Consider the following 26,531-nt stretch of genomic DNA (forward strand, 5'->3'; position numbering starts at 1 on the left):
TCCTAGTCCCGGAGCGTTGCGAGAAAAGCCACGATGTCCTCGATCTCGGTCGCCGACAATATCGGCTTGCCCGTGAAATTGCGTCCGACACGGACGAGGCCATCAGTCCGATAATAGGACGGCATGATGGTGTCCGGGTTGAAGTGCGAGGCGTCAACCAGTCGAAGCCGCAATTGGCTCGTCGACCAGCGGGTCCCGGCACCACTGAGGTCCGGCGCGAGATCGCCCTGGAACCGCGTTTCCGGGAACGGGCCGGAATGGCAGAGGATGCAGGTCGTCGTCCGCGCCAGCACCAACGCCCGTCCGCGCGCGGCATCGCCGGGCATGCCGGTCAGCGAATCCGCGATGCCGTCACCAACGATCGTGTAGGGCACGAGCCCGTCGGCCCGAGTGTGGGAGGCCAATGCGAGACTTGCAAGCGTTGCAACGATGCAGACCGTCGATCTAGCCAAAGGTGTCCGCCGTGATGGTTTGAAACCAGCGCTCCGCCTCGTCAGCTTCGCGGGCCCGCAGCTCCCGCGGTGCATCGAGCGGGCTCGTCGCACCGCCCTCGATCTCGGCAAAGATGTCGCCCCGGGGCTGGTAGTTGCCGGCCAGCGAGAAGCCGTAACCGGGCGCGACAGTGTTGTAGCAGACACCGGTGAGGCGTGGCGTATCAGGCGCGCGTCCGGCGAACATGGCAACGATCGCAGCGGCGCAGGCCTTGCCTTGCGCGCTCGCGGCCGATGCCGATTTGGGGATGCCGCCGCCGAGACAGGCATCGCCGATGACGTGGATATTCTTGACCAGCTTCGATTCGAAGGTCGTGGGATCGATCGGACACCAGCCGGTCGAGTCTGCGGCGCCCGTGATCTCCGCGATGCGGCCGGCGCGCTGCGGCGGGATGACGTTGGCGACATCGGGCGTGTAGTTGCCGAACTCGGTGATGATGGTCCTGGTCGAAGGATCCACTGAAGTCACGCGGCCGCCTTGCGATAGGCCGATGCGCTCGATCATGTCGCCGTAGAGCTCCTTCCATGCCTTCTCGAACAGCCGCTGCTGCGAGAAATTGTCCTTGGCATCGAGGACCAGCACTTTCGAGCGTGGCTTCTTTGTCTTCAGATAGTGTGCGATCAGGCTGGCGCGCTCGTAGGGCGCCGGCGGGCAGCGCGAGGGATTGGCCGGGACCGCGATGGCGACCGTGCCGCCGTCGTCCATCGCCTCCAGCTGTCTGCGCAGCAGCAGCGTTTGCGCGCCGGCTTTCCATGCGTGCGGCATTTTCTCCGATGCGGCCTCGTCGTAGCCGGGCAGCGCCTCGAAATGGAAGTCGATGCCAGGGGAGAGCACGAGACGGTCATAGGGCAGCGCGACACCATCAGCCGTCAAGACGCTGCGCTGCTGCGGCTCGATGGTGGTCACGGCCTGACCGATCACGGTAATGCCGTCGGCGGCGAGCCTGTCATGGCCAAACTGCTGCGCTTCGATGTCGCGCAGGCCGGCGATCACCTCGTTGCTGAAAGGGCAGGAGGTGATGACTGCATTGGGTTCGATCAGGATCACCTGCAAGTCGCCTTGCGCGCGCTTCAGCGCGCGGGCGCAAGCTGCTCCGCCAAAGCCACCGCCGACCACGACGACGCGACCGGTCGATTGCGCGCGCAAGATCGATGGCCGCGCCAATGTCGCGGCGGCGGCGGTGATGCCGAGCACGGCAGTTCGCCGTGTCATCGGGCGCGAGGTCATCAGGATCATCCGGGCAAGATGCCGCGGCGGCCATTGTGGCCGCCGCGGCGATTTCTCAAGCGAAGGTGATGTTCTGGTCGCGCAGCGGCACAGAGCGGATGCGCTTGCCGGTCGCCGCGAAGTAGGCGTTGAGCACCGCCGGCGCCGCAACGCCGATGGTCGGCTCGCCGACCCCGCCCCAGAATCCGCCGCTCGGCACCATCACCGATTCCACCTTCGGCATCTCGTTGATGCGCATCGAGTTGAAGGTATCGAAGTTGGTTTGCTCGATCTTGCCGTCCTTGACGGTGCAGCCGCCATAGAACAGCGCCGAAAGGCCGTAGACGAAGGAGCCTGCGATCTGCCGCTCCACTTGCGCCGGGTTGACGACGTAACCGGGGTCGGTGGAGGCGACGATGCGATGCACCTTGATCTTGTTGCCGTCGGTGACCGAGATTTCGGCGGCACCGGCAACGTAGCTGCCGTATCCCATCACCTGCGCGATGCCACGATAGACACCTTGCGGCGCAGGCGTGGTCCAGCCGATCTTCTCGGCCACGGCGTTGAGCACCGCCAGATGCTTGGGGTTCTTGCCCATCAGCTTGCGGCGGAACTCGAGCGGGTCCTGGCCTGCGGCATGGGCGAGCTCGTCCATGAAGCATTCCATGTAGATGGCGTTGTGGTTGACGTTCACACCGCGCCAGAAACCTGGCGGAACGTGCGGGTTGCGCATCGAATGCTCGATCAGCAGATTCGGGACTGAGTAGCCGAGTGCGGCTTCGCCGGATTGTGCGACGCCCTGGAACGCCGCCGGATCCATGCCGTTCTGCAGCGCTTCGGGGCGCAGCGAGAACAGGATCGATTGCCCGGACAGGCGGTAGTGCAGCGCGACCAGATTATTGTCGGCATCGAACGCGCCGGTCATCTTGCACTGGGTGACCGGGTGATACCTTCCGTGCGTCATGTCCTCTTCGCGCGACCACAGCAGCTTGACCGGCGTGCCCGGCATCTGCTTGGCGATCGCGACGGCTTGGCGGATATAGTCCGTCATGCCGCGCCGGCCGAAGCCGCCCCCTAACATCACCTTGTGCACGTCGCACTTTTCGGCCGGCAGGCCGGACGCTTCCAGCACGGCGGCGAAAGCCGCCTCGCCGTTCTGTGTGCCGCACCAGACCTCGCATTTGTCCGCCGTGTAGAGCGCGGTGGCGTTCATCGGCTCCATCGTGGCGTGGTTCTGATAGGGATAGTTGTAGACGGCCTCGATCTTCTTGGCGGCACCGGCGATCGCCGCTTTCACGTCACCGTTCTTGTTGCCGACATAGGCGGGCTGCGCATCGTCGAGGCCTTCCGCCAGCCATTTCGCAATCGTCTCGCTGGAGACCTTGGCGTTGTCGCCTTCGTCCCAGACGATCGGCAGCGCTTCCAGTGCGGTCTTGGCGTGCCACCAGGTGTCGGCAACGACCGCGACGGCGGAATCGCCGACCTTGACCACCTTCTTGACACCTTTCATGCCGGTGATTTTGGCTTCGTCATAGCTCTTCAGCTTGCCGCCGAACACCGGGCAATCCTTGATCGCGGCGTTCAGCATGCCCGGCAGCTTGATGTCGATGCCGTAGACCATCGCGCCCGTGGTCTTGTCGGCGGTGTCGAGCCGCAGCAGGCCTTTGCCGGCGATGGTCCAGTCCTTGGGATCCTTCAGCTTGACGTCGGCCGGCGGCGTCAGCTTCGCCGCGGCTTCCGCGACCTTGCCGTAGGTCGTCGTCCTGCCCGAGGCCTTGTGGGTGATGACACCCTTGTCGACGGTGCATTCGGACGCCGGCACCTTCCACGCGTCGGCGGCGGCCTGGATCAGCATGACGCGCGCGGTGGCGCCGCCCTTGCGGACATAGTCCTGCGAGGAGCGGATGCCGCGGCTGCCACCGGTCGAGAAATCGCCCCACACGCGCTTGCGGGCGACGCTCTGGCCGGGCGTTGGATATTCGGTCGTGACCTTCGACCAGTCGCATTCGAGTTCCTCGGCGACGAGTTGCGCGAGGCCGGTGAGCGAGCCCTGGCCCATCTCGGAGCGGGCAATGCGGATCACCACGGTGTCGTCGGGCCGGACCACGACCCAGGCATTGACCTCGGGCGAGCCGTCGGCTGCGCGGACCACGGCGGGGCCGCCGAAGGGCAGATCGAGGCCGATGGCAAGGCCGGCGCCGACCGCGGCGGTACCGATGACGAAGGCGCGGCGGTTCATCCTGGGAGAGACATGCTTGTTCATGTGCCGGCTCCTTTACGCGCTTGCGATCGTGTGGATCGCCTCGCGCACCTGTTGGAAGGTGCCGCAGCGGCAGATATTGGTGATGGCCTCGTCGATGTCGGCGTCGGTCGGCTTCGGCTTTTCGTTGAGCAGCGCCGCCACAGCCATGATCATGCCGCTCTGGCAGTAGCCGCATTGCGGAACGTCCTTGGCGATCCAGGCCTGCTGCACCTTGTGCAGCGTGCTGCCGGAGGCGAGACCCTCGATCGTGGTGATCTTCTTGCCCTCGGCCTCGGCGACCGAGATTCCGCAGGAGCGGATGGCAACTCCGTCCATGTGCACGGTGCAGGCGCCGCATTGTGCAATGCCGCAACCATATTTCGTGCCGGTCAGCCCGGCATTCTCGCGGATCGCCCAGAGCAGCGGCGTGTCCGGCTCGACATCGAGCGTGAAGGATTTTCCGTTGATTGTTAGGTTTGCCATCGCAAGTCCCCTGATTGGCCCATCCACCGATGGACTCAGGCACGCAATGTGTCCGGCAAATTGGAACCTTTCAAATCAAGAGTCCGAGGGGCAGCTATCGAAGATTCTCGCAGCTTGGGGAAGATTTCGGACGGGGCGGTGTTGTGCACGCCTTGAGAAAGTCCGGCCAGCACCCTGATCGCGCCATCTCCCTGAACGTCAATGGGATGGCCTGAGGCGACGCCCGGGCGAGCGGTGTGAGCGACAGTTTGTCCCTTTTGCCCGGATGCAAGACCGCGACGCTTTGCTACACTGAGGCGAAGCTTTCGAAAGTTCCCTGGGAGTTCCCCGAACGTGCCGCAGCCTTGCAACGTGCTCATGCTCTATCCGCTGTTCACCGCGGAATCCTTCTGGAGTTTTGGTGAGTCCTGCAAATTGATGGGCGTCCGGCGCCCGGCGGCTCCCCTCGGGCTGATCACCGTTGCGGCCATGCTGCCGGAGAGCTGGACGGTCAAGCTGATCGACTGCAACACGCAGCCTTTCGGTGACGACGATCTCGCCTGGGCCGACGTGGTCTTCACGGGCGGCATGTTGCCGCAGCAGGCTGATACGCTGCGGCTGATCGAGACGTGCCGAGCCGCGGGCAAGCCGGTCGTGGTTGGCGGTCCGGATCCGACGTCGAGCCCGCACGTCTACGCTCGTGCCGATTTTCAGGTGCTGGGCGAGGCCGAAGGTGTGATCGACGAGTTCATCTCGGCCTGGGAGAGCGGGAAGCGCTCCGGCGTCTTTACCGCGCCGAAATTCCAGGCCGACGTCACCAAGACGCCGGTGCCGCGCTTCGACCTGCTCAAATTCGAAGACTATCTCTACCTCGGTGTACAGTATTCGCGTGGTTGTCCGTTCACCTGCGAGTTCTGCGATATCATCGAGCTCTACGGCCGTGTGCCGCGCACCAAGACGACCGAGCAGATGTTCGTCGAGCTCGAGCGGCTCTATCAGATGGGTTATCGCGGCCATCTCGACTTCGTCGACGACAATTTCATCGGCAACAAGAAGTCGCTGCGCCAGTTCCTGCCTCGGCTCGCCGAATGGCAGCGCGCACACGGCTATCCCTTCGAGCTGTCGACCGAAGCTTCGGTCAATCTGGCTGATGACCCCGAGCTCCTGGAACTGATGGGAGCGGCGAATTTCTTCGGCATCTTCGTCGGCATCGAAAGCCCCGATCCGGCAACCCTGGTCGCGATGCGGAAGAAACAGAACACGCGGCGCAACATCGCCGAGAGCATCCACAAGATCTACGCCGCCGGCATGCTCGTCACCGCGGGTTTCATCGTCGGCTTCGACAACGAGAAGGTCTCGATGGCGGAAGCGATGATCGACTTCATCGAGGAGGCCGCCATTCCCGTCGCCATGGTCGGCCTGCTCTACGCGTTGCCGAACACCCAACTCACTCGCCGGCTTGCCAAGGAGGGCCGGCTGCACGCGGGTCACGATCTCGCCTCGACGCAGGGCGGCGATCAGTGCACAGGCGGCATCAATTTCGATCCGGTGCGGCCGCTGCGGGATATCCTGATCGACTACAGGACCGTGCTGGAGCGGATCTACAGCCCGGCCGCTTATGCCGGCCGTGTCGATAAATTGATGACGTTGCTCGACCGATCAAGGCAGCGCCACGAGCTTGCCGAAGGCGACATCCGCGCGCGGGTCGGCGCGATGGAGACCGTGCATCGCGTCGTCACCGCGATTCCCGAGGCGCGCGGGCCGCTCTGGCAGACCTTCATGAATTGCGCCAAGCGAGATACCTCGTCGGCACGAATTGCCGTGCAGATGATCGCGGCCTATGCCCATCTCGGGCCGTTCTCGCGCAAGGTCATCGATGCCATCGACGCGCGCCTGGCTGCGCTGGATGAGCAGATGCCGGTTCGGGCCGTTGCCGCCGGCACCGCCGCGGTGCGGAATCTGACCTGACATCAGACGCTGCCGCCGAAATTCTCAGCCGCGATTGTGAGCCCGATGCTTGACAGCGCAACAACCTGGAGGCGATCGTTCTCCGGATAGCCCGGATTGCGGCGGCAGCGGAGCGCGGCATGTTCAGGAAGGTGATCGGTGGGTCAATCGCGGCGATCGTCGCGATCTTTTTCCTCTTCAATTACCTGCCTTCGTTCGTCGCCGACTCCCTCTACAAGAACGTCGACGACATCACCGACGGGGAGATGCCTGCCACCGTCACCTCTTTTGAATCGGGACCGGACGTCGTTAGCACGATCGGCGGCAGCGGGGAGGGACTGAATTGCAGCCTTCCTGCGCTGACCAACATCTTCTTCGACGGAAGCAGGGATTCCCGGGGCAAACGCCATCTCGTGTTGCAGCGTTTCCGGCAGGCCTGCGTCTTCCACGACCTCTGCTACCGCCACGGCCTCGCCACCTACGGCTATAACCAGAACGATTGCGACCGCATCCTGCAGAATGCGGCGTTCCGGCTGTGCGTCTATATCCGCAACGGCAGCGGGACCGGCAGCGCGACCCGGTGCCAGACCGATTCGAAGATGGTCCTGGCAGGTGTCAGCATGGGTGGATACAACGCCTTTCGCGGCTGGGATCGATCGACCTATTTCGAGTTCGAATCCGATCCGTTCCGTTCCGTTGGTTACCAGGCCAGCCGCGTCGTGGACCATCCGTTCAAGACCGTCGATCCCGTCAAATATCGCAACGATCCCGATCAGGTCATCCTGTCGTTTGAGAACGTTCGATCCGACATCGCCGTCACTTGCATGACCTGCGGACAACAGCCCGTGTTCGAATACACGCAGGATCCGAACGATGTCGATGCCGAGTTGCGCTCGGTCGGCGTGACGAAGCTGCCGGAGGCGTTGCTCAAGCGCGAGCCGATCTTGTCGGAAACTGTTCCGATCTGGCTGCCGCCGCGTCGCCATCATGCAGCGCCGCACTTGCTGGTTGATGCCGCGGGCAAGGATCACCTGATCTGGATGAGCCGGAATAATCCGCAGGACACCATGTCCTGCATCGTCCGTTCCGATGCCGCGCGGCTTCTGACCAATACATTGCCACGGCGGGATCTGTGCTCGGTCGATTCCGGCTCGTCGCTGACCATGGTGGAGGTCGACATGTTCGCGACCTCGCCGCTGCCGATGGAAATTCCAGGTGCCGCGGACCCGATCTATGCGACGGCCATCAGCCCGCAGAAGACGGTCGACAACGATCTCAGCTTCTGCTCCCGCTCGGCATCCAGGCCGGTCGATCAAGCCGGTGGTGACGACCAATCGAAATGCATCAACTTCACGGGGGACGACGTCTCCAAGGGAGCAGCGCTCGGCGCATTCCAGGACTTTCCGGTCATCCGTCCCGGACAGCAGATCGTCTTCGCACGTGACGTCGATCAGCGCACGGATTCGGCGCTGACGGCGCTTTGGCAGCGGGCCTTCGGGAATACCTTTTCGCCGGGCGGGGCGCTACTCGTGATCGACGTCGCAGCGCCGGCCACGCCCAAGGGGCCCGCTTTGGCCAAGCTGAAGAAGATCGTCCGCTTTAACATTGACGACCGCTTCGACCCAATGATGCCGCTCACGCGCAAGGTCGACGATTTGCGCTTCCTGAGCCTGGAGGCATCGAAAGAGACTGTGCGCCTTCGGCAGATCGATTTCGCCGAGGACAATCCCGCCATCGGCACTATCAGGCTGACAATCGGCGGCGGGGACGTGGAGCTGGATCGCAGCTGGGTGGCAAGGCCGATGATGGTGCTGGAAACCCGGGAGGCGCAGGCCAAGACCAGGCTGGTGTTCTCGCGCGGCGAAATCGCGATCGATCCCGACAAGCCGGTCCGGCCCGACGCAACGACGGAAGCGCTGACGTTGCAGACGCTGGTGTTCGAGCGCGACGCCGCGGCGCCGTCGGATGCGCCGTTCGTGAAATCAGCCGGCGCGACGTGCCGCATCACCTATGAGTTCGCACCTCACCACACCGACTGGCCTTGCTATCGCCCATTCGATCCCGATCGTTCGATGCGGGCCTCGCCGGCCGCGAGGATGCAGGCCTCGCAAATGCTGGTCGGCCATTTCTCGAAGAGCGCGGGCCACGCCATCGCGTTTCCCGATGCCTGCCTGAAGTCGGAGCCGATCATTCTCGCGCCGCAGGGAGATACATTCGTGCCCGTGAGCGACACCGCGGGCTGGGCCGGTCCGCCAAAGCTGAGACGGACGATCACATGCGGGCCGCTCGATGCGGCTTCCGTCGTGACCCGTCCGATCGTGCAGAAGGCGCCGTGAGATACGGCCTACTTCACCGCCAGCCGCAAGAAGCTCATCACGCTGCCGAGCGCGGCAAAGCCGGCACCGAGCGCCAGCGCGACGGTCGCACCGCTGTGACCGGCGAGGGCGAAGCACGCCGCGGCGAGCGCCGCGCCGGTGGTTTGCCCGGTCAGGCGCGCCGTGGCGACGATGCCCGAGGCGCTGCCGCTGCGATGCGGCGGCGCGCTTCCCATCACCGCCTTCATATTGGGCGCCTGGAAGAAGCCGAAGCCCATGCCGCAGATCGCCATCCGCCAGACGATGTCAGGAACGCTCGGGCTCGCCGGCAGCAACGCCAGCAGCGCCATGCCGAGGCCGAGCAGCACGAGCCCGATGCCTCCGAGCAGGCCGACCGCGTAGCGGTCGGACAGGCGACCGGCGATCGGCGCCATGATGCCGACCACCAGCGGCCAGGGCGTCATGAAGAAGCCGGTCTCGACCTGCGAGCGTCCGAGCACGTCCTCGAAATAGAACGGCAGCGAGACGAAGGCGAGGCCCTGCACCACAAAGGAGCAGACCGCGGTCGCGGCCGACAGCGCGAACATCGGCCGGGCGAACAGGTCGATCGGCAGCATCGGTGCGGGGTGGTCGGCGTGACGGCGCGTCAGGATGAAGCCGAGCGCGAGGGCCGAGACCAACTCGATGCCGACGATGATCGGCGACAGATTATGCGCGGCGCTGCCGATGCCGGTGATGAACAGGCCGAGGCAGGCGGCGGCGAGCAGCGCGCCGGGAAAATCAAAGCCGTGATCGGCGCGCGGCGTCTTCGGCAGCATCGCAAAGCCGATGCCGGCAGCGACGAGGCCGAACGGGATGTTGACGGCGAACAGCCACGGCCACGGGCCGACCGCCAGGATCGCCGACGCAATCGAGGGGCCGAAGGTGAAGGCGGTGGCGACCACCAGCGCGTTGTGGCCGAAGCCGCGGCCCTGCATCCGGCCGGGATAGACGAAGCGCACCAGCGCCGTGTTGACGCTCATGATGCCGCTGGCCCCGAGGCCCTGCAGGGTGCGCGCGACCAGCAGGCTGTCCAGCGACCAGGCTACCGCGCAGAACAGCGAGGCGATGGTGAACAGCACGAGGCCGCCGAGATAGATGCGCTGGTGCCCGACGATCTCGCCGAGCGCCCCGAGCGGCAGCAACGTTGCCACCAGCGCGATCTGGTAGACGTTGACCACCCAAACCGACTGCTCCGGGCTGACATGCAGATCGGCCGCAATGGCAGGCAGTGCGATGTTGGCGATCGCGGTGTCGAGCGAGGCCATCGCCAGCGCGGTGAAGATCGCCGCGATCGCCCAGCGGCGCTGCTCGGCCGGCAGGCCATCGGCAACAGGGTGATCGGGCTGGCGCGCAGCGGCAGGTAACGTTGATGTCATTGCCTCAGCGCTTTGCTCCGGCGGTCTGGCGTCGATGGTCTGAGGCATGTACTACGCCTGAGGCTGCTTCCACAGGCGCATGCTTGCATGCATTGTATGCGCGACGATCAGACGCCGCTTTCGGAAGGGAGATCACCCATGCAAATCGTCGTTCTGCCGGGGGACGGCATCGGGCCGGAGATCACGACCGCGACATCGGGCGTGCTGCGCGCCGCGTCCGAGCGCTTCCAGCTCAATTTGCGGCTGGAGCAGCACGCCGTCGGACATGCCAGCCTGAAGCTGTCGGGCACGACGGTGCGCCCGGAGCTGCTCGACATCGTCCGCGCCGCCGACGGCCTGATCCTCGGACCGACCGCGACCTTCGACTTCAAGGACGAGGCGCATGGCGAGATCAATCCGTCGAGGCACTTCCGCAAGAACCTCGACCTCTACGCCAATGTCAGGCCCGCGCGCACCTATGCAGGCCGTCCCGGCCGCGTCGGTGACTTCGATCTGGTCGTCGTTCGCGAGAACACGGAGGGCTTCTACGCCGACCGCAACATGGAGCAGGGCAGCGGCGAGATGCTGGTCACGCCCGACGTTGCGATCTCGCTGCGCCGGATCACGCGGGCGTGCTGTGAGCGCATCGCGCACGCGGCCTGCCGCCTGGCGATGAAACGACGAAAGCATCTCACCATCGTGCACAAGGCCAATGTACTCAAGATCGGCGACGGCATGTTCCTCGATATCTGCCGGGCGGTGGCGAAGGCGTATCCCGGGCTCGCGGTCGACGACATCCTCGTCGATGCCATGATGGCGCATGTGGTGCGCAGCCCCGAGCGCTTCGACGTCATCGTCTCGACCAACATGTTCGGCGACATCCTGTCCGATCTCACCGCGGAGCTGTCGGGCAGCCTCGGTCTCGGCGGCTCGCTCAATGTCGGCGACCGCTACGCCATGGCGCAGGCCGCCCATGGCTCGGCCCCCGATATCGCAGGGCAGGACGTCGCCAATCCGGTCTCGCTGATCCTCTCGACCGCGCTGCTGCTCGCCTGGCATGGCGAGAGGAGCGGCGCGGTCCGCTACGAGGAAGCGGCGCGTGCGATCGAGGCGGCGGTGGCGAAGGCGCTAGGTGAGGGCAGGGCGACGCGCGACGTCGGCGGCAGGCTCGGCACGATCGCAGCGGGCGCTGCGATCGCGGAGATCCTGCAGGCGGAGTGAGCCGCAACTGCTTTTGTCAGACGGCCAGAACAAGAGACCGAAAACAACCCCATGCACAGTAGAACGCCCTTGAAAGTAAAGGGCTTCTTCAGAGGTGGAGGCAACGACCCCTCGAATCGCGTCGACGTTGACACGTCGGGCAAAACACCGGCACGACACCATCACAGCTTTTTGCTCTGAAGCCAGGTGCGGATGGCCTCGATGAGTTCCGCCTTGCGTTCCAGCGGCAGCCAATGCCCGGCGGCCAAACTCGTCACGGTAAGGTCCGGGCAGGCCGCGCGCATCGGGTCACCTTGGCGATTTCCGGTGATGCTGCAGATCTGATCGAAGTCGCCGTTGATGAACAACACCGGCTGCGACAGGCGGCCGCCATCGGGTGCCTTGCGCGCGTAGGTGATGTTGGCATCGTCGTTCAGGTACCACGCGCAGGACGAACGGAAGCCGTGAGCCCGAAACGACTGCACCAGCACGTCGAGGTCCCCCGGCGGCCAAAGAGCCGGATCGGGCTCAGTCGGCGGGGCGTGGTGTGCGGCGCCAAAGCGCCCTCCGTTGCGCGTAATCGTCGCGCTCGGCGAAGGCTTGCCGATCCCAGCGGGGTTGCCTGGTCGAAAGATCGACGCCAGCGATGCGGCAGGGTCTGCATCGAGGTCTGCGACTGCCGCTTTGAAGTGCGTCGTGTAGTAGCGGTAGTAGTCCCATTGGCCGTCCGGATATTGGTCGGCCGGGTAAATCGTTCGGTCGACCAGCGGGACGACCGTGCGCAGGGCGTGCCCCGCGGGTTGATAGGCCAGCGAGGTCAGCACGACGCCACGGCTGCGCCTGGGCTCATGCGCGGCCAGTTCACCGACCACAACACAGCCCCAGTCGTGGCCAACCCAGATCGCAGACTTGCCGCCAAGGTGGTCGTGGAGTTCCGCAATGTCTGCCACGACCTCCTCGATGGCGTAGGCGTCGTTGTCTGCAGGCGTGGAGGAGCCGCCGTAGCCGCGCAGACGGCGGCGAACGCATCCATCTGAGCGCGCCACATCAAGCCGATGGTCGGCCAGCCATGGACGAAGATCATCAGCGGTCCGTCGGCCGGCCCACATTCGTGGTAATGCGTTGTCTGACGAGGCGAGCTGAAAGCACGTTGGTTGAGCCTTGGCCCGGCTCTAGAACTGATCGGTCGAAGTGGGTCCGTCATGGTCGAACCAATCCGGTCGGATTCAGATGGTTCCCGAACGTGCCGCGCTCCAGATGTCAGAGCTGACTACATTCGATAGCGTCGGCTGGCGCGCCTGGCACGACCGGACGGACGTTGACCGCGCGTTGCAGCTTGCAGGCGGTAGGCTGCGGGTTCGGCTGCCGGCACATGCATTTCATTCGGGCAACGAAGCTCAAACTCTCGCCACCGGCCTCGGCTTGCTCATTTCGGCGGCTTGGAATATGTATAGACATGTTGGCTTGAGGGTTGATCGGCATGGACGATCGCGTGCTTGTGTTCGACGGGATAGGACAGGATTTTCCGTCGCCAGGGCAGCGAACCCAAATTCGCGTGCTGGACGGGATCAGCTTCGAAGCGGCCCGCGGCAAGTTCATCGCCGTCATCGGGCCGAGCGGGTGCGGGAAAAGCACGCTGCTCCAGATGGCTGCCGGCCTGCTCCTTCCAACGCGGGGCACGGTCCATCATCATGGTCGCAAGGTCACGTCGATCAACACAGAGGTCGGTTTCGTGCCGCAGCAGGCGCAGTTGCTGCCGTGGAAGACGCTCGGCGAAAACGTCGAGTTGCCGCTGGTGCTGCGCGGCGTCCCCGCGCAGGAGCGGCAGAAACGGGTTGACGATGTACTTGGTTCGGTGGGGCTGACGGGTTTCGAGCAACATTTTCCGAGCCAGCTCTCCGGCGGCATGCAGAAGCGCGGATCGATCGCACGGACGCTCGTCTATCGTCCCGACGTGATCCTGATGGACGAGCCATTCGGCGCACTCGATGCGCAAACGCGCATGGTGATGCAAAGCGACCTCCAGACCTTGTCCATGGAAGCCGGCGCCACCGTCATCTTCGTCACGCATGACATTACGGAAGCGGTGCTGCTGGCCGACAACGTCGTTGTCCTGAGCCAACGGCCGTCACGGCTGCTCGCCAATATCGCGATCGACCTGCCCCGACCGCGCAACATGTTCGAGCCGTTCAAGAATCCCGGCTTTGCCGCCGCCTACGATGCGGTCTGGACCGAATTCCGCTCCCAGATCCAGGCAGGACAGATCCATTGAACGAGCAACAGGCCATGAGCGAGGTTGCCTCCCGATCTTCGATCGCATCGACGCGTGCCGGTGGTGGGCTGGGTGCGATCGGCGAGACCGCTCTGCAATGGTTCGTGAAGCTTCTGCCGGGCCTCGCCCTGCTCGTTTTCTGGCAATGGGCCTCGGGACGGCTGATCAAGGAGATCTACGTCAGCAAGCCGACCGCAGTCGTTGCGCGCCTGTATGAATTGTTCTCTTCCGGAGAGATCTATCCGCATCTGTGGATCACCGGACAGGAGCTGGTGCTCGGTTACGTCATCGGCGTTGCCGGCGGCGTGTTTGCCGGTTACTCGCTCGGTCGCTCGCCACGGCTGGCGCGGATATTCGAGCCATATGTGATGGCTTTCTACGGAATTCCCAAGATTGCGCTGGCGCCTCTGTTCATCATCTGGTTCGGCATCGGCATCGGATCGAAGGTCGCGCTCGCCTCGATCATGGTGTTTTTCCTGGTTTTCTATAATGTTTTCGCGGGCGTCCGCAGCGTCGATCGTGAGCTCGTCAATCTCACGCTGATTATGGGCGCCAACCAGCGCCAGCTGACCTATCATGTTTTCCTGCCTGCCGCGGCTCCGTTCGTGATGCTCGGCATGCGGCTGGCGATTCCCTACAGCGTCATCGGCGTCATCGTCGGCGAGTTTACGTCGTCGGTGCAGGGGCTCGGCCTGTTCATCCATGAGGCGTCATCGACCTACGATCCTGCCGGCGTTTTCGCCGGGATCGTCATCCTGCTCGGCTTCGTCACCATCGCGAACCTCATCGCCGGAGCGATCGAGCGTCGCCTTCTGCGCTGGCGAACATTGTCGGGTTCAGGCCCGATCGACGCGTGAATTGGGAGAATGCATCCATGCCTGTCACGATGAAAAGGGTGAGGGCGGCAGCAATTGCCGCGGCGGTCTCGTTGCTGCCCAATCTTGCCGAAGCCCAGCAGGCGGTGCGCATCGGATTGGGAGCCCCGACGCTGAGCTTTCTGCCGATCTGGTCGGGGCGCGCGCTCGACACGTTCAAACCCCAAGGCCTCACCGCCTCGGTCGCGGCGTTGCCCGGTGGCGATGCATCCGCGCTCGCGGCGCTCGACGCGGGCGATATCGATCTTGCCGCAGTCGGGCCGGATTCGATGCTGCGCGCGGTGGCCAAAGGCCAGCCCTTCGAGATCGTCTATTCGTTGATGTCCAAAGTGACGCTTCAACTGGTCGTGTCGAAGGACTTTCTCGAACGTGCCGGCGTGAAGCCGACCGATCCCATGCCGAAGCGACTGGCGGCCCTCAAAGGCGCGACGTTCGGTGCGACCGCGCTGGCCGGCGCCCAGGAGGCCGCGGCGCGCTGGCTCGCCGCGCAAGGGGGTCTCGATCCAAAAAACGACATCAAGGTGGCGCAGGTCGGCAGCCCCATTGCCATCCAGGCGGCGCTCGAGGCCAGGCGAATCGATGCCTTCGTTCTCTCGCCGCCCGAGGGATTTCTCGCGGAAAGGGCGGGCACGGGAGTCGTCCTCGTCTCGATGGGCGATGAATTTCCCCTTCTCGCCAAACAGCCCTATCTTGTGCTGGTCGCCAAGAAGCCGATCAGCCCCGCGACCTCCGAGCTGATCCGGAAAACGGTCAACGCGATGCAGGCCGCAAGCGCAGCGGTCCTCGACAAGCCGGTCGAGACGGCCGAAGCGATCCAGAAGCAGTTCTTCGCCAAGGCTGATCCGCAGGCGATCGCTTCGGCGGTGAAGAGCATGAGCAGTGGCGTCGCCGAGCGGGGCAGGATCGATGTCGAGGGAATGAAGAACGCGCTGACCTTCAACAAGGAGGTCGGCAACAATTTCGGCAAGGAGTTCGACGCCGCAGCGACCAAGGACGATTTGTGGACCAACAGTTTTGTCGATGCGGCAAAACCCAAATAAGCGCGGCGCGGGTCAACCCGGCGTCGCATAGCCGGCGGCGCGAGCTTCGGCGTCCCAGCGCAATGTCAGCTCATAGTCGGCAAGTTGGACCGCCGCGAAGGCGTCGAGGCAGAGCCGGTCGCGCAAGGACGCGCAGGCAGGCGCTGTCGCAAAGGTCCGGAGCGCGGCCTGCAATTTGGCGACGATGTCGTCGGGACATGCAGCCGCCGCAACGAGAAACGGGATCGGTGCGAGATCGGTGGTTGCGACGATGCGGATCTGTGAGGCGAGCGGCGGGTCGTGGCGCAGTATCAGGTCCAGCGCGTAGCTGTCGAGCGGGCCGACGTCGATCTCGCCATCGAGCAGCGCCGCGATCACCCGGCGTGGTGTCGTCAGTGGACCGACGCTTTCGCGATACAGCCTCGCTCCGTGCCTTCGAAAGTACGGCACGAGATGGTGGCGCAAGGCGTTGTAACCCGAATGCGAGTCCGGGACGGTGAAGCCAAGCCGGCCGCCGAACGTATCTTCGAGGGATTGAAAGCGGGAATCCGCGCGCACGACCAGGTGCGTCGCGTAGACCGGTCGGCCCTGGTAGAGCGCGCCGGATGGAACCGGCGCCGCGACAGGACGGGGCCGCTCGGCCGAGAGCATGAACGGAAAACCGCACATGAAGGCCGCAGCAAGATCCCGGCGCGCCCACAGATCGGACAGCGGCAGCGGAAATGCATGATCAATGACGTCCAGTGTAACGCCGCTCTCGCGCGCCAGCCAGTCAAACAGCTCGGTCCAGGCCACCGCCGCCGCAGGCGCGGCCGAATACATGCGCGCGTTCGCGACGTATCGCAGCGCCGACGGCGGTGCGCTGCCGGTCACGCAAACCGCAGTCGCTGGCCGATGCCGAGGCGCTCGGCCTTTTCCAGCATGGCATGACCCAGCGCGATGTCGGAGAGCGAAAGCCCGCGATGCCAAAGAAGATTGGTCTCCGCCTCGCTTTCGCGGCCGGGCTTGAGCCCGGCGACGATCTGTCCGAGCTCGGCGTGCAGCGTCTTTTCGGACAGCTTGCCGGCCTCGACGTGAGCGCGGAGGCTGCCGAACTTGCCGCCCTTGCATTGTCCCCAATCGTCGACCACGAGCTTGGTCATGATATCGGTCAACGAGAGCTCAATCGCGCTCATCGTGCCATAGGGGACAACGAAGGCGCCCTTCTTGATCCATTCGGTCTTGAGCATCGGGGTCGGCTTGTCGAGACGAGATGCTTCGACGACGATGTCGGCGCCCTCGAGGCAGGACTGCCAATCCGCGGTGGCAACGACCTTCTTGCCGAGATCGCGGGAGAGTTGCTCGGCAAAGCCATTGCGGCTTTCCTCTCGCCGGGAATGCACCCGGATCTCGTCGAAATCAAACAGATGGTCGAGCAGCCGCACGTTCCAATAGGCGGTGCCGCGTGCTCCGATATGGCCGAGCACTTTCGAGTTCTTCCGGGCGAGATACTTTGCGCCGATCGCAGTGACCGCCCCTGTCCGCATGTCGGTGATGCCGCTGGCGTCCATGATCGCTTTTGGCGCACCGTTGGACGGATCGAACAGGGCCAGTAGCCCCAGCTCCGAATGGAGCCCTTGCTTGTAATTGTCGACGAAGTCGCCGACGATTTTCACGCCGGCCCTGTCGATCGGCGCTTTGATCGCGCCGCGAAGCACGTTGAAATGGCCGTTGGCCACGCCAGGCTCGAGATGGACGCGCGGTTCGATGACCGTATTGCCGCGCCCCTGCGCCGCCAGGCTGGTCTCGATCGCGGCCAGGATTTCCTCGTCGGTGATCTTGAGCTCCTCGACGTCGAGGCGGTTCAGATAGGCGATATAGATCGGCGGCATGGCGGCGGCTCCCGATAAGGCGGCTCCGGAATATGTCTAGACATTAAAGGGCCGGCACAGGCTGTCAATGCACGCGGCGCGAGGCGAGCCATGCTGCTGAGCGGAGCTCTCCGGCAGTCGGGGCGACTTGCGGCTCTCGGGCAACCGCGGTGCGTCACGCTGCTGATAGATTCATCCAGCAATATGCACGTCTCTACGTCACGATTTTCCATGGCTGGGCGCGCGTGCATCCGCTCAAAACGTCAAAGACAGCGGCTGCTTGACAGGCATTCCGAACTCCTGCAGTTTTAGGTTGAAATAACCTTCGAATGATTTTGCTTTGCTCGTTTGATTTTCCAAACACCAAACGCGGAGCATTCAGATGACGGTTATTCCTCCCGCCAGTGGAGTGACGCTCCATGATGGCGACACGATGGATGTCAGCTACGGCGCTTCCGTCGACAGCACGACGATCCTGACCGGCGGCCTGCAGACGGTCGGCGGATCTTCCGGAACAAGCACGGCAACCCACACCCTCATCGACGGCGGAGAGCAGGACGTCATCCTTGATGGCGTCGCCAGCTACACCACCATCAACACAGGCGGCGTGCAGCGGGTCACCGGCGAGTTCGCCCATGAAGGTCCGACGCCCGGCGCGGTCGATCACACCACGATCAATGGCGGCGGCGTGCAGGACATCGACACGGGCACCGCAACGGCGACGACAGTCAATTCCGGCGGCGTCCAGAACGTGACGAATGGCGGCAGCGCCAGCGCAACCATCGTCAAGTCCGGCGGCATTCTCAACGTTTCCGGCGAAACCGTAGAGACTGCGCCCGTCTATCCGCCGCCGGTCATCCAGAGCGTGGCGACCGGTGCAACCATCAACTCCGGTGCCGAATTCAACGTGTCCGGCGGCGGAACTGCCGTGAACGCCATCGTCTCCGGCGGCGTCATGACGGTCTCGGGATCGATACCGGATCCGTTCGCCGGCTTTCCCGGCCAGCCGGCCGTCGACGCCAGCATGGCGACCGGCACCACCGTCGAGGATTTTGGCACCTTGACGGTGTCGGACGGAGCGTTGGTGTCCGGCACGATCGTCCAGCACTTCGGCACGTTGAATGTGGATGCCGGGAGCACGGCGACCGGCACGACCATCCTTGCCTACGGAACGCTGCAACTGTCCGCCGGCGCGTCGGCGACCAATACGACCGTCAACGAGGCCGGCGTCCTGCTCGTGCTCGGTAACGCCGATTTTTCGGGGACCGTCTTCAATGCCGGCAGCATCCTCGACATCGGCCGCGGTACAGTCGAGAACGGATTTACCGTCGCGAACATGACGCTGCAGGTTCTGGACGGCGGTGTCCTCAATGACAGCATCGTCGCCGCAGGCGGAACGCTCATCGCCGATGCCGGCGCGACGCTGACCAATATTACGTTCCAGAGTGGAGCAACTTTTATAGCCGACTACGGCGACACGGAGAACGGGTTCACCGTGGCGAACGGCGTCCTGTTCAAGGTGTTCGGCACAGCCACGAACACGACCATCTCGGCTGGCGGCAAGGAAATCGTCGGCCTCGACGATCTGGGTGCTACGACCAGCAAAACCGTCATCAATGGCGGCGAACAGGATGTCGGGCTTGCGTCCACTGCGAGCTACACCACCATCGACATGGGCGGCATTCAACGTATCACCGGCATCTACATGCACGATATGCCAGGTCCGGGGCGGGCCGATCACACCATTATCAACAGTGGTGAGCAGGACGTCGACACCGGCATCGCCACGTCGACCACCATCAATGCCGGCGGGGTCCAGAACGTCACCGACGGCGGCTCCGCCACCGGCAGCATCGTCAATTCGGGCGGCGTCATCAATGCGTCCGGCGAAACCATCTACTATCCTCCCGGAGGTCCATACGGCATCGTCTTCAGGAGCGAAATCGATTCAGCCGTTATCGGCAGCGGCGGCCAATTGCACCTGACCGGGGCGGGGATCGCCAAGAGCGCCACCATCAACGGCGGCGTGATGACGGTTTCGGGATCGATTCCGGATCCCATCACGACCGACCCAAACGCCCCGGCGGTCGATGCCAGCGCGGCCAGCCGAACGATCGTCAATTCAGGAAGCCTCTCCGTCTCGGACGGCGGCATCGTCACCTCCACGACCCTGAACGGCGGCACGCTCGACGTGCTCAATCAGGGCACCGCGAACGCTTCGACCGTTCACCTCGGCGCCACAGAGATCGTCGAGGCCGGTGGCATTGCCGGCGCGACCACCATCGTCGGCGGCACGCTCGATCTCAAGGCCGGCGCGATCTCCGACGACGCGATCACCTTCTCCGGCCAGGGCACACTCCGGATCGAACAGAAGCTGGTTTCGGGCTCGTCGACCTTTGCCAGCCAGATCAAGGGCATCGTACTCGGTGACTCCATCGATCTTTCCGGTCTGGCCTATCGCAGCGGCGCAACCGCGACGGTCTCCGGCTCGACGCTCACGGTCAGCAACGGCATGGCCAGCGAGACCTTCACGCTGGCGGACACCTCGGTCACGCAGTTCGGCATCACCAAAGACAGCGCCGGCGGCATTCTGCTCACGGCCGCCGCTCTGCCTGCTATCGCTGGCGCCATATCCGGGCAAACCACCAGCAACGAGGCTGCGATCAATCCGTTCGCGTCCGTCACGATCGCGGATCCGAATGCCGCCGCCATTGATAGCCTGATCATCACCCTTGCGGGCGCGGCTGGTATCCTGTCGGGGACGGGATTGATCTCGCTTGGACACGGAACCTACGAGCTGGCGGCGACCAGTGCGGCCCAGCTCACCGCCGAGCTGCACGGCCTCACCTTCGTCGCCTCGCCTCACGGAGACGGCAGCGTGACGACGACGTTCACGCTGAGCGACAGCAGCAGCGTCGGACTGACCGTCAGCGACGCGCACACGTCCGTCATCGATACGCATCAGACCGCTCCGACGACGATCGACGGCCCTACGTCAGGTTATGCGACCATCGAGGGCACGACCGGCAACGACATCATCCACGCCTATGGCATGTTCAATACCATTCACAGCAATGGCGGCAACGACACGATCTACGCCGGGCTCTACGGCACGGTCGACGTGCCGAGCGGCGACAGCGCAGTCTACCTGCAGGGGTTCGGCAACCTCGTCACCGGCGGCAACGGCGACGTCACGGTGAAGGGGTCGACGGGCGCCACCATGGTTGTGCTCGGCAATGGCAACGACGTCATTGACGCCGGCGGATATGGAAACATCATCGCGCTCGGCGACGGCAAGGATGTCGTGCATCCAGGTGACGGCACGAGTACGACGACGGCCGGCAATGGCAACGACCAGGTCACGCTCTCCGGCTTTGGCAACAAGGTCGTGCTCGGAAACGGCAACGACGTCGTCACGGGGGGAGGCGGCGCCAACAGCGTCACGCTCGGCGACGGCAACAACACCGTCAATCTCGACGGGATGGACAACCAGATCACCGTCGGTTCCGGAACAAACACGATCATGGCCGGTAATGGCGCGGACAGCGTCGTCGCCGGCGCGGGCCACGACACAATCGCACTTGGCGGAACCGGCAATCATGTGGTGCTCAACGGCTCCACGGCAAACGTGACCAACCAGATCGGCCTGGACGTGATCACGGCCAATGGTGGATCGGATCAGTTCAACTTTGTCGGGTTCGGCAACCAGGCGATCATCAATGGCCCGGCGCATGTCGACATCGTTGATCACAGCACGGGTCTGACCGTCTCTGTCAATTCCGGCAACCAGATCGATACGATTGCCGGATTCGGCAATGACGCGCACGGTGTCATCGATCTCGCAAGCGGCGTCGGCAATTACCACTCGGTCGCCGACATCATCAGCGCGCTGAAGAGCGATGGGCATGGCGGGACCGTGCTAGCCCTGGGCAGTGCGCCTGGCGCGGGGTCGATCGATTTTGTCGACACCGCGATCGCCCAATTGCACGCATCGAACTTTGTGATCGTGTAAGACTCGTGCCGACGCCGCGGCACTGTAGGGTGGGCAAAGCGGAAGCGTGCCCACCATTCGTAGTGAGGATAATGGTGGTGGGCACGGCGCGCAAAAGCGCGCCTTTGCCCGCCCTACGTACCGAGCTGTCAGAACTGATACCGCCGCAAGCCTCCATCCACCGGGATGACCGTGCCGGTGATGTAGCGCGCTACCGGCGAGGCCAGGAACACCGCGAGTGCGGCGAGATCTTCCGGCTCGCCCCAATAGCCGACCGGAATTTCTTCCTCGGCGAAGCGCTCGCGATAGTCGGGCGGATAGTTGCGGCGGATCTGCTCGCTCATGATGCGGCCCGGCGGGATACAGTTGACGGTGATGCCGTGCTCGCCGATCTCGCGCGACAGGCCCTTGGCCCATGCGTGCACCGCGGCCTTGGCGGCGAACGCGGCGTTGAGGCCTTCCGGCTCGGACTTGCCGGTGATGTTGACGATGCGGCCCCATTTGCGTTCGATCATCTGCGGCAGCAGCGCGTGCGCAATGCGGCGGTAGCTGGTGAAGTTGAGCGCGATCGCCTCGTCCCATTTGCTGTCGGGCGCATCGACGGGCAGGGGGCGGCTGCCGCCGGCATTGTTGACGAGGATGTCGACATGGCCGAGCTCGCTCACGGCGAAAGCTGCGATCCTCTCCGCCGCGTCCTTGGCCATCACGTCCTGCTCGAACGGGGTGATCAGCCCGGAGCCGACCTCCTTCACCAGTTCGGCGAGCAGGTCGGTGCGGCGCGCCACGCCGACCACGCGCACGCCTTCGGCCGCGAGGCCCTTGGCAATGGCGCGGCCAATGCCGATGCTCGCTCCGGTGACGACGGCGGTTTTCGATTTCAGCCCGAGGTCCATGGTCACGTGCTCTCTTGGTTGGTTCTTGCTTTTTGCTGTCGTTTCCTGCCCGCCCCGCGGCCTTACTGAATTGCCTGAGCGGGACGAGCAGTGGTAACCAAGAGACCTCGCGAAGGAAACAGCAAAAAGAAAAGGCGCAAGGCCATGGTCTGGGATCCGCAGCAATATCTGAAATTCTCCGGCCATCGGCTCCGGCCCGCCGTCGACCTTTTGATGCGCATTCCCGATATCGGCCCGCGCACGGTCGCTGACCTCGGCGCCGGCGCGGGCAACGTGACAAAACTGATCAAGGAGCGCTGGCCGTCCGCTGCGGTCACGGGCATCGAGGGCTCGGCGGAGATGGTTGCTGCGGGGCGCAAGGCCGCGCCTGACGTGGAATGGTCGCATGAAGACCTCGGCCATTGGCATCCCGCCAAGCAATTCGATGTCATCTATTCCAATGCCGCACTGCACTGGCTGCCCAATCATGCGGCACTCTTTCCGACGGTGATGGAGAAAGTCGCGCCCGGCGGCATGCTCGCGGTGCAGATGCCGCGCAACTTCCTGGCGCCCTCGCATGTCCTGATCGGCGAGACCGCGCTGAACGGACCGTGGCGATCCAAGGTCGAGCACCTCGTCACGCCGCCGCCGGTCGAGGGGCCGGCCTTCTACCACGATGTGCTCGCGCCGCTATCGCAAAACATCGATATCTGGGAGACCGAATACCTTCAGGTGCTCGAGGGCGAAAATCCCGTGAAGGAATGGACCAAGGGGACCTGGCTGACACGGTATCTCGACGTGCTCGAGGGCAACGAAAAGGCTGCCTTCGAAGCGGCCTATGGGGAGCGCGTCGCCAAGGCCTATCCGAAGAACGCGGCGGGCCAGACGCTGTTCCCGTTCCGGCGGTTGTTCATCGTTGCCCAGCGCAAGGGCTGACAAGGGTTAACGCCCGCGGCGATGCGACATAAGCGCTCGCTTCCTTAGGCCGGAGCCGGCGCCGGGTTGCGCATGCGACCGCTGCCAAGATAGCTTCGCTGCGGCATCGTTTCGCTGCGGCAAATTGGGCTTAGGTCTAGTTGTTCGGGGTTCGGTTTGCTGCCACTACTGACCGGCAAAACAAAAAAGAACCCGGTTTTCGGGGGTGTTGGGGAGGTCCTTCATGGGCAAACTGCTCTTCGCGGTCGCAGCGGCCGCGCTCGCTTTGGCTCCTGTGGTCGCGGAGGCCCAAAGCCCTATCGTCGTCAAGTTCAGCCACGTCGTCGCCAACGATACCCCGAAGGGCAAGGGCGCGCTCAAGTTCAAGGAACTCGCCGAGAAGTACACCGACGGCAAGGTCAAGATCGAGGTCTATCCGAACTCCTCGCTCTACAAGGACAAGGAGGAGATCGAGGCGCTGCAGCTCGGCTCGGTGCAGATGCTCGCGCCCTCGACCGCGAAGTTCGCCCCGCTCGGCATCAAGGAATTCGAAGCGCTCGACCTGCCCTGGCTGTTCAAGGACGACGCGACCTATTCCGCTGCGATGAAGGGCACGGTCGGCAAATGGCTGTTCCAGAAGCTCGAGGCCAAGGGCATCACCGGGCTCGCTTATTGGGACAACGGCTTCCACATGGTGTCCTCGAATCGCCCGCTGATGAAGCCGGAGGATTTCAAGGGCCTGAAATTCCGCATCTCCGGATCGAAGGTCGCCGACCAGTATTTCCGCCTGCTCGGTTCGATCCCGCAGATCATGGCCTTCTCGGAAGTCTACCAGGCGCTGCAGACCGGCGTGGTCGACGGCTGCGAAAACACGGCGTCGAATTACCTGACGCAGAAGTTCTACGAGGTGCAGAAGGACATCACCGTGTCCTATCACGCGCATCTGCAATACGCCGTCATCGTCAATTCGAAATTCTGGTCAGGCCTGCCGCCCGAGATCCGCGCCCAGCTCGAGAAGGCGATGGCGGAGGCGACCGATTACACCAACCAGATCGCGCATCAGGAGAACGAGGACGCGCTGGCCGAGATCAAGAAGGCGGGCAAGACCACGCTGCATTATCTGAGCGACGACGACCGCAAGGCGTGGCAGGAGGCGATGCGGCCGACTTATACCTGGGCCAAGGGCCGGGTCGGGCAGGAGGTGCTCGATCTCGTCGCCAGGGAACTCGACGTCAAGATGAACTGACGTATTGTCCGGCAGAACAAGACCAACGGTCGGGAGTGCAGGCACTCCCGACCGTTTCGCATCGATAGGGGGACTTCGATTTGCTTCGCGTGCTCAACCAGCTGCTCAATCATCTCGAAGAATGGTTGATCGCGACGCTCATTGCGGCTGCAACCGGACTGATCTTCATTGCCGTCGTGCACCGTTACGGTGCGGGCGAATCGATCAACCTGTCGCGATGGGCCACCGCGCACGGGATGAATTGGCTCGCATCGGCGTCGATGGCGGTGTTCACCTTCCTGTCCGAGCTCGATCTGTCCTGGGCGCAGGAACTCTGCATCTACATGTTCATATGGATGGCGAAGTTCGGCGCGGCTTATGGCGTGCGCACCGGCATCCATGTCGGCGTCGACCTGCTCGTCAACCGCCTGCCCGAGCATTCGCGCAAGCACGTCATCCTGTTCTCGCTGCTGTGCGGCGCGCTGTTCACCGGCATGATCGCCGCCTTCGGCGCCTCCTTCGTGCGCGAGATGTTCCACACCGGCCAGCAGTCCAACGATCTGGAAGCGCCGATGTGGTTCGTTTATCTCGCGATCCCGCTCGGCTCGGGCCTGATGTGCTTCCGCTTCCTGCAGGTCTCCTGGTTTTACTACTGGACCGGCGAGCTGCCGCACCATGACGAGACCCATGTCGAGGGCGTCGAGGCGGACGTGTCGCCGGCGCTGCACCCGCAGCCGGCCGGCGCCGCCACCAAGGCCGCCACGCGAAAAGTCTCACCGCTCGGCGTGATCCTGATCCTGGCGCCGATCCTGATCTTCGCGCTGTGCCTCGGCGAAAAAACCGGCTTCATCGTGCTGCCGCACTGGATGCGCGCCTTCACCGTGTTCGCGCTTCTGATCGCGCTGATGCTGACCGGCATTCCGGTTTCGATCGCGCTCGGCCTCACCGTGATGACGTTCCTGTTCACGCTCACGGCCGTGCCGATCGAAGCCGTCTCGATGAAGCTCTTCACCGGCATCGAGGGCTTCGAGATCATGGCGATCCCGTTCTTCATCCTCGCCGGCAATTTCCTCACCCATGGCGGCGTCGCCCGGCGCATGATCAACTTCGCGACCTCGCTGATCGGTCATTGGCACGGCGGCCTCGGCCTTGCCGGCATCGTCGCCTGCGCGATGTTCGCACTGGTCTGCGGCTCGAGCGTCGCGACCGTGGCCGCGATCGGCGCCATCGTGCTGCCGGAGATGGTCCGCCACGGCTATCCGATGCGCTTCGGCGCCGGCATCATCACCGTTGCCGGCTCGCTCGGCATCCTGATGCTGCCGTCGATCCCGAAGATCGTCTACGCGGTGTCGACCAACACCTCGATCGGTGCCCTGTTCGTCGCCGGCCTGCTGCCCGGCATCCTCCTGACGACGATGCTCTGCATCGTCACCTGGTGGCTCGCGCGCAATCGCGATTATCCGCGGCTGAAGAAGGCGACCTGGGCAGAGACCGTCCGCACCTTCCGCGAAAGCATCTGGGGCCTGATGCTGGTCGTCATCATCATCGGCGGCATCTATAGCGGCCTGTTCACGGCGACCGAAGCCGCGGCGATGGCTGCGGTCTATTCCTTCATCATCGCGGTGTTCGTCTACAAGGCCATCAGAATCGTCGACGTGCCCCGCGTGCTGCTGCGCGCCGCCAACACCAGCGCGATGCTGCTCTACATCGTCACCAACGCGGTGCTGTTCTCCTTCGTGCTCTCCAACGAGAACCTGCCGGCGACGCTGGCCGACTGGATTGCGGCGCAGAATCTCGGCTGGGTCGGCTTCCTGCTCGTCGTCAACGTGCTGCTGCTGCTCGCCGGCAATTTCATGGAGCCGAACTCGATCATCCTGATCATGGCGCCGATCCTGGCACCCGCAGCCAAGAAGCTCGGCATCGACCTCGTCCATTTCGGCATCGTCATGGACGTCAACATGGAGGTCGGCCTCTGCCATCCGCCCGTCGGATTGAACCTCTACGTCGCCTCGATGATCGCGCGCATGCGCATCACCGACCTCGCCGTGGCGGTGATGCCATGGCTGCTCACCATGCTCGGATTCCTCGTCATCGTGACCTATTGGCCCGATCTCACGCTGTGGCTGCCGCGCGTGCTGGGGATGCATTGAGTGCAGCGCAGACGGTGCGTAGCCCGGATGGAGCGCAAGCGTAATCCGGGTCTTCCACACGGATGGACCTCCCCGGATTGCGCTTCGCTCCATCCGGGCTA

General features: G+C 64.0%; 19 protein-coding genes and 1 pseudogene. 11 read left to right on the forward strand and 9 right to left on the reverse strand.

Annotation, left to right across the window (positions count from 1 at the left end; genetic code table 11):
* Nucleotides 1-2: 2 nt before the first annotated feature.
* The 4 genes from soxX to G8O24_RS15240 are packed head-to-tail and all read right to left on the reverse strand — an operon-like array spanning nt 3 to nt 4,423.
* Complete coding sequence (gene soxX / locus G8O24_RS15225; protein WP_376708068.1) at nt 3-404, reverse strand: sulfur oxidation c-type cytochrome SoxX; 402 nt, start codon at nt 402-404, stop codon at nt 3-5.
* Nucleotides 405-444: 40 nt separating this feature from the next.
* Nucleotides 445-1,728 (reverse strand): NAD(P)/FAD-dependent oxidoreductase, encoded by a 1,284-nt coding sequence (locus G8O24_RS15230; protein WP_188100538.1) that lies wholly within the window; start codon nt 1,726-1,728, stop codon nt 445-447.
* A gap of 46 nt (nt 1,729-1,774) precedes the next feature.
* Complete coding sequence (locus G8O24_RS15235) at nt 1,775-3,961, reverse strand: xanthine dehydrogenase family protein molybdopterin-binding subunit (RefSeq protein WP_188100540.1); 2,187 nt, start codon at nt 3,959-3,961, stop codon at nt 1,775-1,777.
* Between the two features lie 12 nt (nt 3,962-3,973).
* Nucleotides 3,974-4,423, reverse strand: a complete 450-nt coding sequence (locus tag G8O24_RS15240; protein WP_188100542.1) for a (2Fe-2S)-binding protein — start codon at nt 4,421-4,423, stop codon at nt 3,974-3,976.
* Nucleotides 4,424-4,780: 357 nt separating this feature from the next.
* On the opposite strand from G8O24_RS15240, the gene G8O24_RS15245 reads away from it, so the two are divergent.
* Together G8O24_RS15245 and G8O24_RS15250 are read left to right on the forward strand one after the other, a co-directional pair.
* On the forward strand, nt 4,781-6,370 hold the full coding sequence (locus G8O24_RS15245; protein WP_188100603.1) for a B12-binding domain-containing radical SAM protein: 1,590 nt from the start codon (nt 4,781-4,783) through the stop codon (nt 6,368-6,370).
* A 119-nt stretch (nt 6,371-6,489) separates the two neighbouring features.
* On the forward strand, nt 6,490-8,685 hold the full coding sequence (locus G8O24_RS15250; protein ID WP_188100544.1) for a hypothetical protein: 2,196 nt from the start codon (nt 6,490-6,492) through the stop codon (nt 8,683-8,685).
* An 8-nt stretch (nt 8,686-8,693) separates the two neighbouring features.
* Here G8O24_RS15250 and G8O24_RS15255 read toward each other — a convergent pair whose 3' ends face one another.
* Entirely contained in the window at nt 8,694-10,082 is a 1,389-nt protein-coding gene (locus G8O24_RS15255; RefSeq protein WP_188100546.1) for an MFS transporter, read from the reverse strand.
* A 138-nt stretch (nt 10,083-10,220) separates the two neighbouring features.
* Here G8O24_RS15255 and G8O24_RS15260 point away from each other — a divergent pair, with 138 nt between their 5' ends.
* Nucleotides 10,221-11,282: an isocitrate/isopropylmalate dehydrogenase family protein gene (locus tag G8O24_RS15260; protein ID WP_188100548.1), complete on the forward strand. Its 1,062-nt coding sequence runs from the start codon at nt 10,221-10,223 to the stop codon at nt 11,280-11,282.
* A gap of 161 nt (nt 11,283-11,443) precedes the next feature.
* Here G8O24_RS15260 and G8O24_RS15265 read toward each other — a convergent pair whose 3' ends face one another.
* Nucleotides 11,444-12,370: an alpha/beta fold hydrolase gene (locus tag G8O24_RS15265; protein ID WP_244645861.1), complete on the reverse strand. Its 927-nt coding sequence runs from the start codon at nt 12,368-12,370 to the stop codon at nt 11,444-11,446.
* Between the two features lie 371 nt (nt 12,371-12,741).
* On the opposite strand from G8O24_RS15265, the gene G8O24_RS15270 reads away from it, so the two are divergent.
* The 3 genes from G8O24_RS15270 to G8O24_RS15280 are packed head-to-tail and all read left to right on the forward strand — an operon-like array spanning nt 12,742 to nt 15,448.
* Entirely contained in the window at nt 12,742-13,533 is a 792-nt protein-coding gene (locus G8O24_RS15270) for an ABC transporter ATP-binding protein (protein WP_188100550.1), read from the forward strand.
* Complete coding sequence (locus G8O24_RS15275; RefSeq protein WP_188149082.1) at nt 13,530-14,390, forward strand: ABC transporter permease; 861 nt, start codon at nt 13,530-13,532, stop codon at nt 14,388-14,390. Before G8O24_RS15270 ends, G8O24_RS15275 begins: the two co-directional genes overlap by 4 nt.
* Nucleotides 14,391-14,407: 17 nt before the next feature.
* On the forward strand, nt 14,408-15,448 hold the full coding sequence (locus G8O24_RS15280; RefSeq protein WP_188100554.1) for an ABC transporter substrate-binding protein: 1,041 nt from the start codon (nt 14,408-14,410) through the stop codon (nt 15,446-15,448).
* A gap of 12 nt (nt 15,449-15,460) precedes the next feature.
* On the opposite strand, the gene G8O24_RS15285 is transcribed toward G8O24_RS15280, so the two are convergent.
* Nucleotides 15,461-16,300 (reverse strand): phosphate/phosphite/phosphonate ABC transporter substrate-binding protein, encoded by an 840-nt coding sequence (locus G8O24_RS15285; protein ID WP_202988761.1) that lies wholly within the window; start codon nt 16,298-16,300, stop codon nt 15,461-15,463.
* Nucleotides 16,297-17,298 carry an ornithine cyclodeaminase family protein gene (locus tag G8O24_RS15290; protein ID WP_188100556.1) on the reverse strand — a complete coding sequence of 334 codons (1,002 nt, stop codon included), beginning with the start codon at nt 17,296-17,298 and terminating at the stop codon, nt 16,297-16,299. The genes G8O24_RS15285 and G8O24_RS15290 overlap by 4 nt, the downstream gene beginning before the upstream one ends.
* Before the next feature lie 361 nt (nt 17,299-17,659).
* On the opposite strand from G8O24_RS15290, the gene G8O24_RS15295 reads away from it, so the two are divergent.
* Nucleotides 17,660-21,289: a hypothetical protein gene (locus G8O24_RS15295; protein WP_188100558.1), complete on the forward strand. Its 3,630-nt coding sequence runs from the start codon at nt 17,660-17,662 to the stop codon at nt 21,287-21,289.
* 128 nt (nt 21,290-21,417) lie between these two features.
* On the opposite strand, the gene G8O24_RS15300 is transcribed toward G8O24_RS15295, so the two are convergent.
* On the reverse strand, nt 21,418-22,161 hold the full coding sequence (locus tag G8O24_RS15300; protein WP_188100607.1) for an SDR family NAD(P)-dependent oxidoreductase: 744 nt from the start codon (nt 22,159-22,161) through the stop codon (nt 21,418-21,420).
* A gap of 144 nt (nt 22,162-22,305) precedes the next feature.
* Between G8O24_RS15300 and G8O24_RS15305 the strand changes: the two genes are divergently transcribed.
* The 4 genes and pseudogenes from G8O24_RS15305 to G8O24_RS44310 all read left to right on the forward strand — a co-directional run bounded on the left by G8O24_RS15305 (nt 22,306) and on the right by G8O24_RS44310 (nt 26,430).
* Nucleotides 22,306-23,076, forward strand: coding sequence for a methyltransferase domain-containing protein (locus tag G8O24_RS15305; RefSeq protein ID WP_188100560.1), 771 nt, complete (start codon nt 22,306-22,308; stop codon nt 23,074-23,076).
* A 223-nt stretch (nt 23,077-23,299) separates the two neighbouring features.
* Nucleotides 23,300-24,301 carry a DctP family TRAP transporter solute-binding subunit gene (locus tag G8O24_RS15310; RefSeq protein WP_188100562.1) on the forward strand — a complete coding sequence of 334 codons (1,002 nt, stop codon included), beginning with the start codon at nt 23,300-23,302 and terminating at the stop codon, nt 24,299-24,301.
* A 260-nt stretch (nt 24,302-24,561) separates the two neighbouring features.
* Nucleotides 24,562-24,903, forward strand: a pseudogene (locus G8O24_RS45160) (TRAP transporter small permease); the annotation flags it as partial.
* A 243-nt stretch (nt 24,904-25,146) separates the two neighbouring features.
* Entirely contained in the window at nt 25,147-26,430 is a 1,284-nt protein-coding gene (locus G8O24_RS44310) for a TRAP transporter large permease (protein ID WP_244645866.1), read from the forward strand.
* Nucleotides 26,431-26,531: the final 101 nt, after the last annotated feature.

It is taken from the genome of Bradyrhizobium campsiandrae, from assembly GCF_014529705.1.
In the GTDB taxonomy this organism is placed as follows: domain Bacteria; phylum Pseudomonadota; class Alphaproteobacteria; order Rhizobiales; family Xanthobacteraceae; genus Bradyrhizobium; species Bradyrhizobium campsiandrae.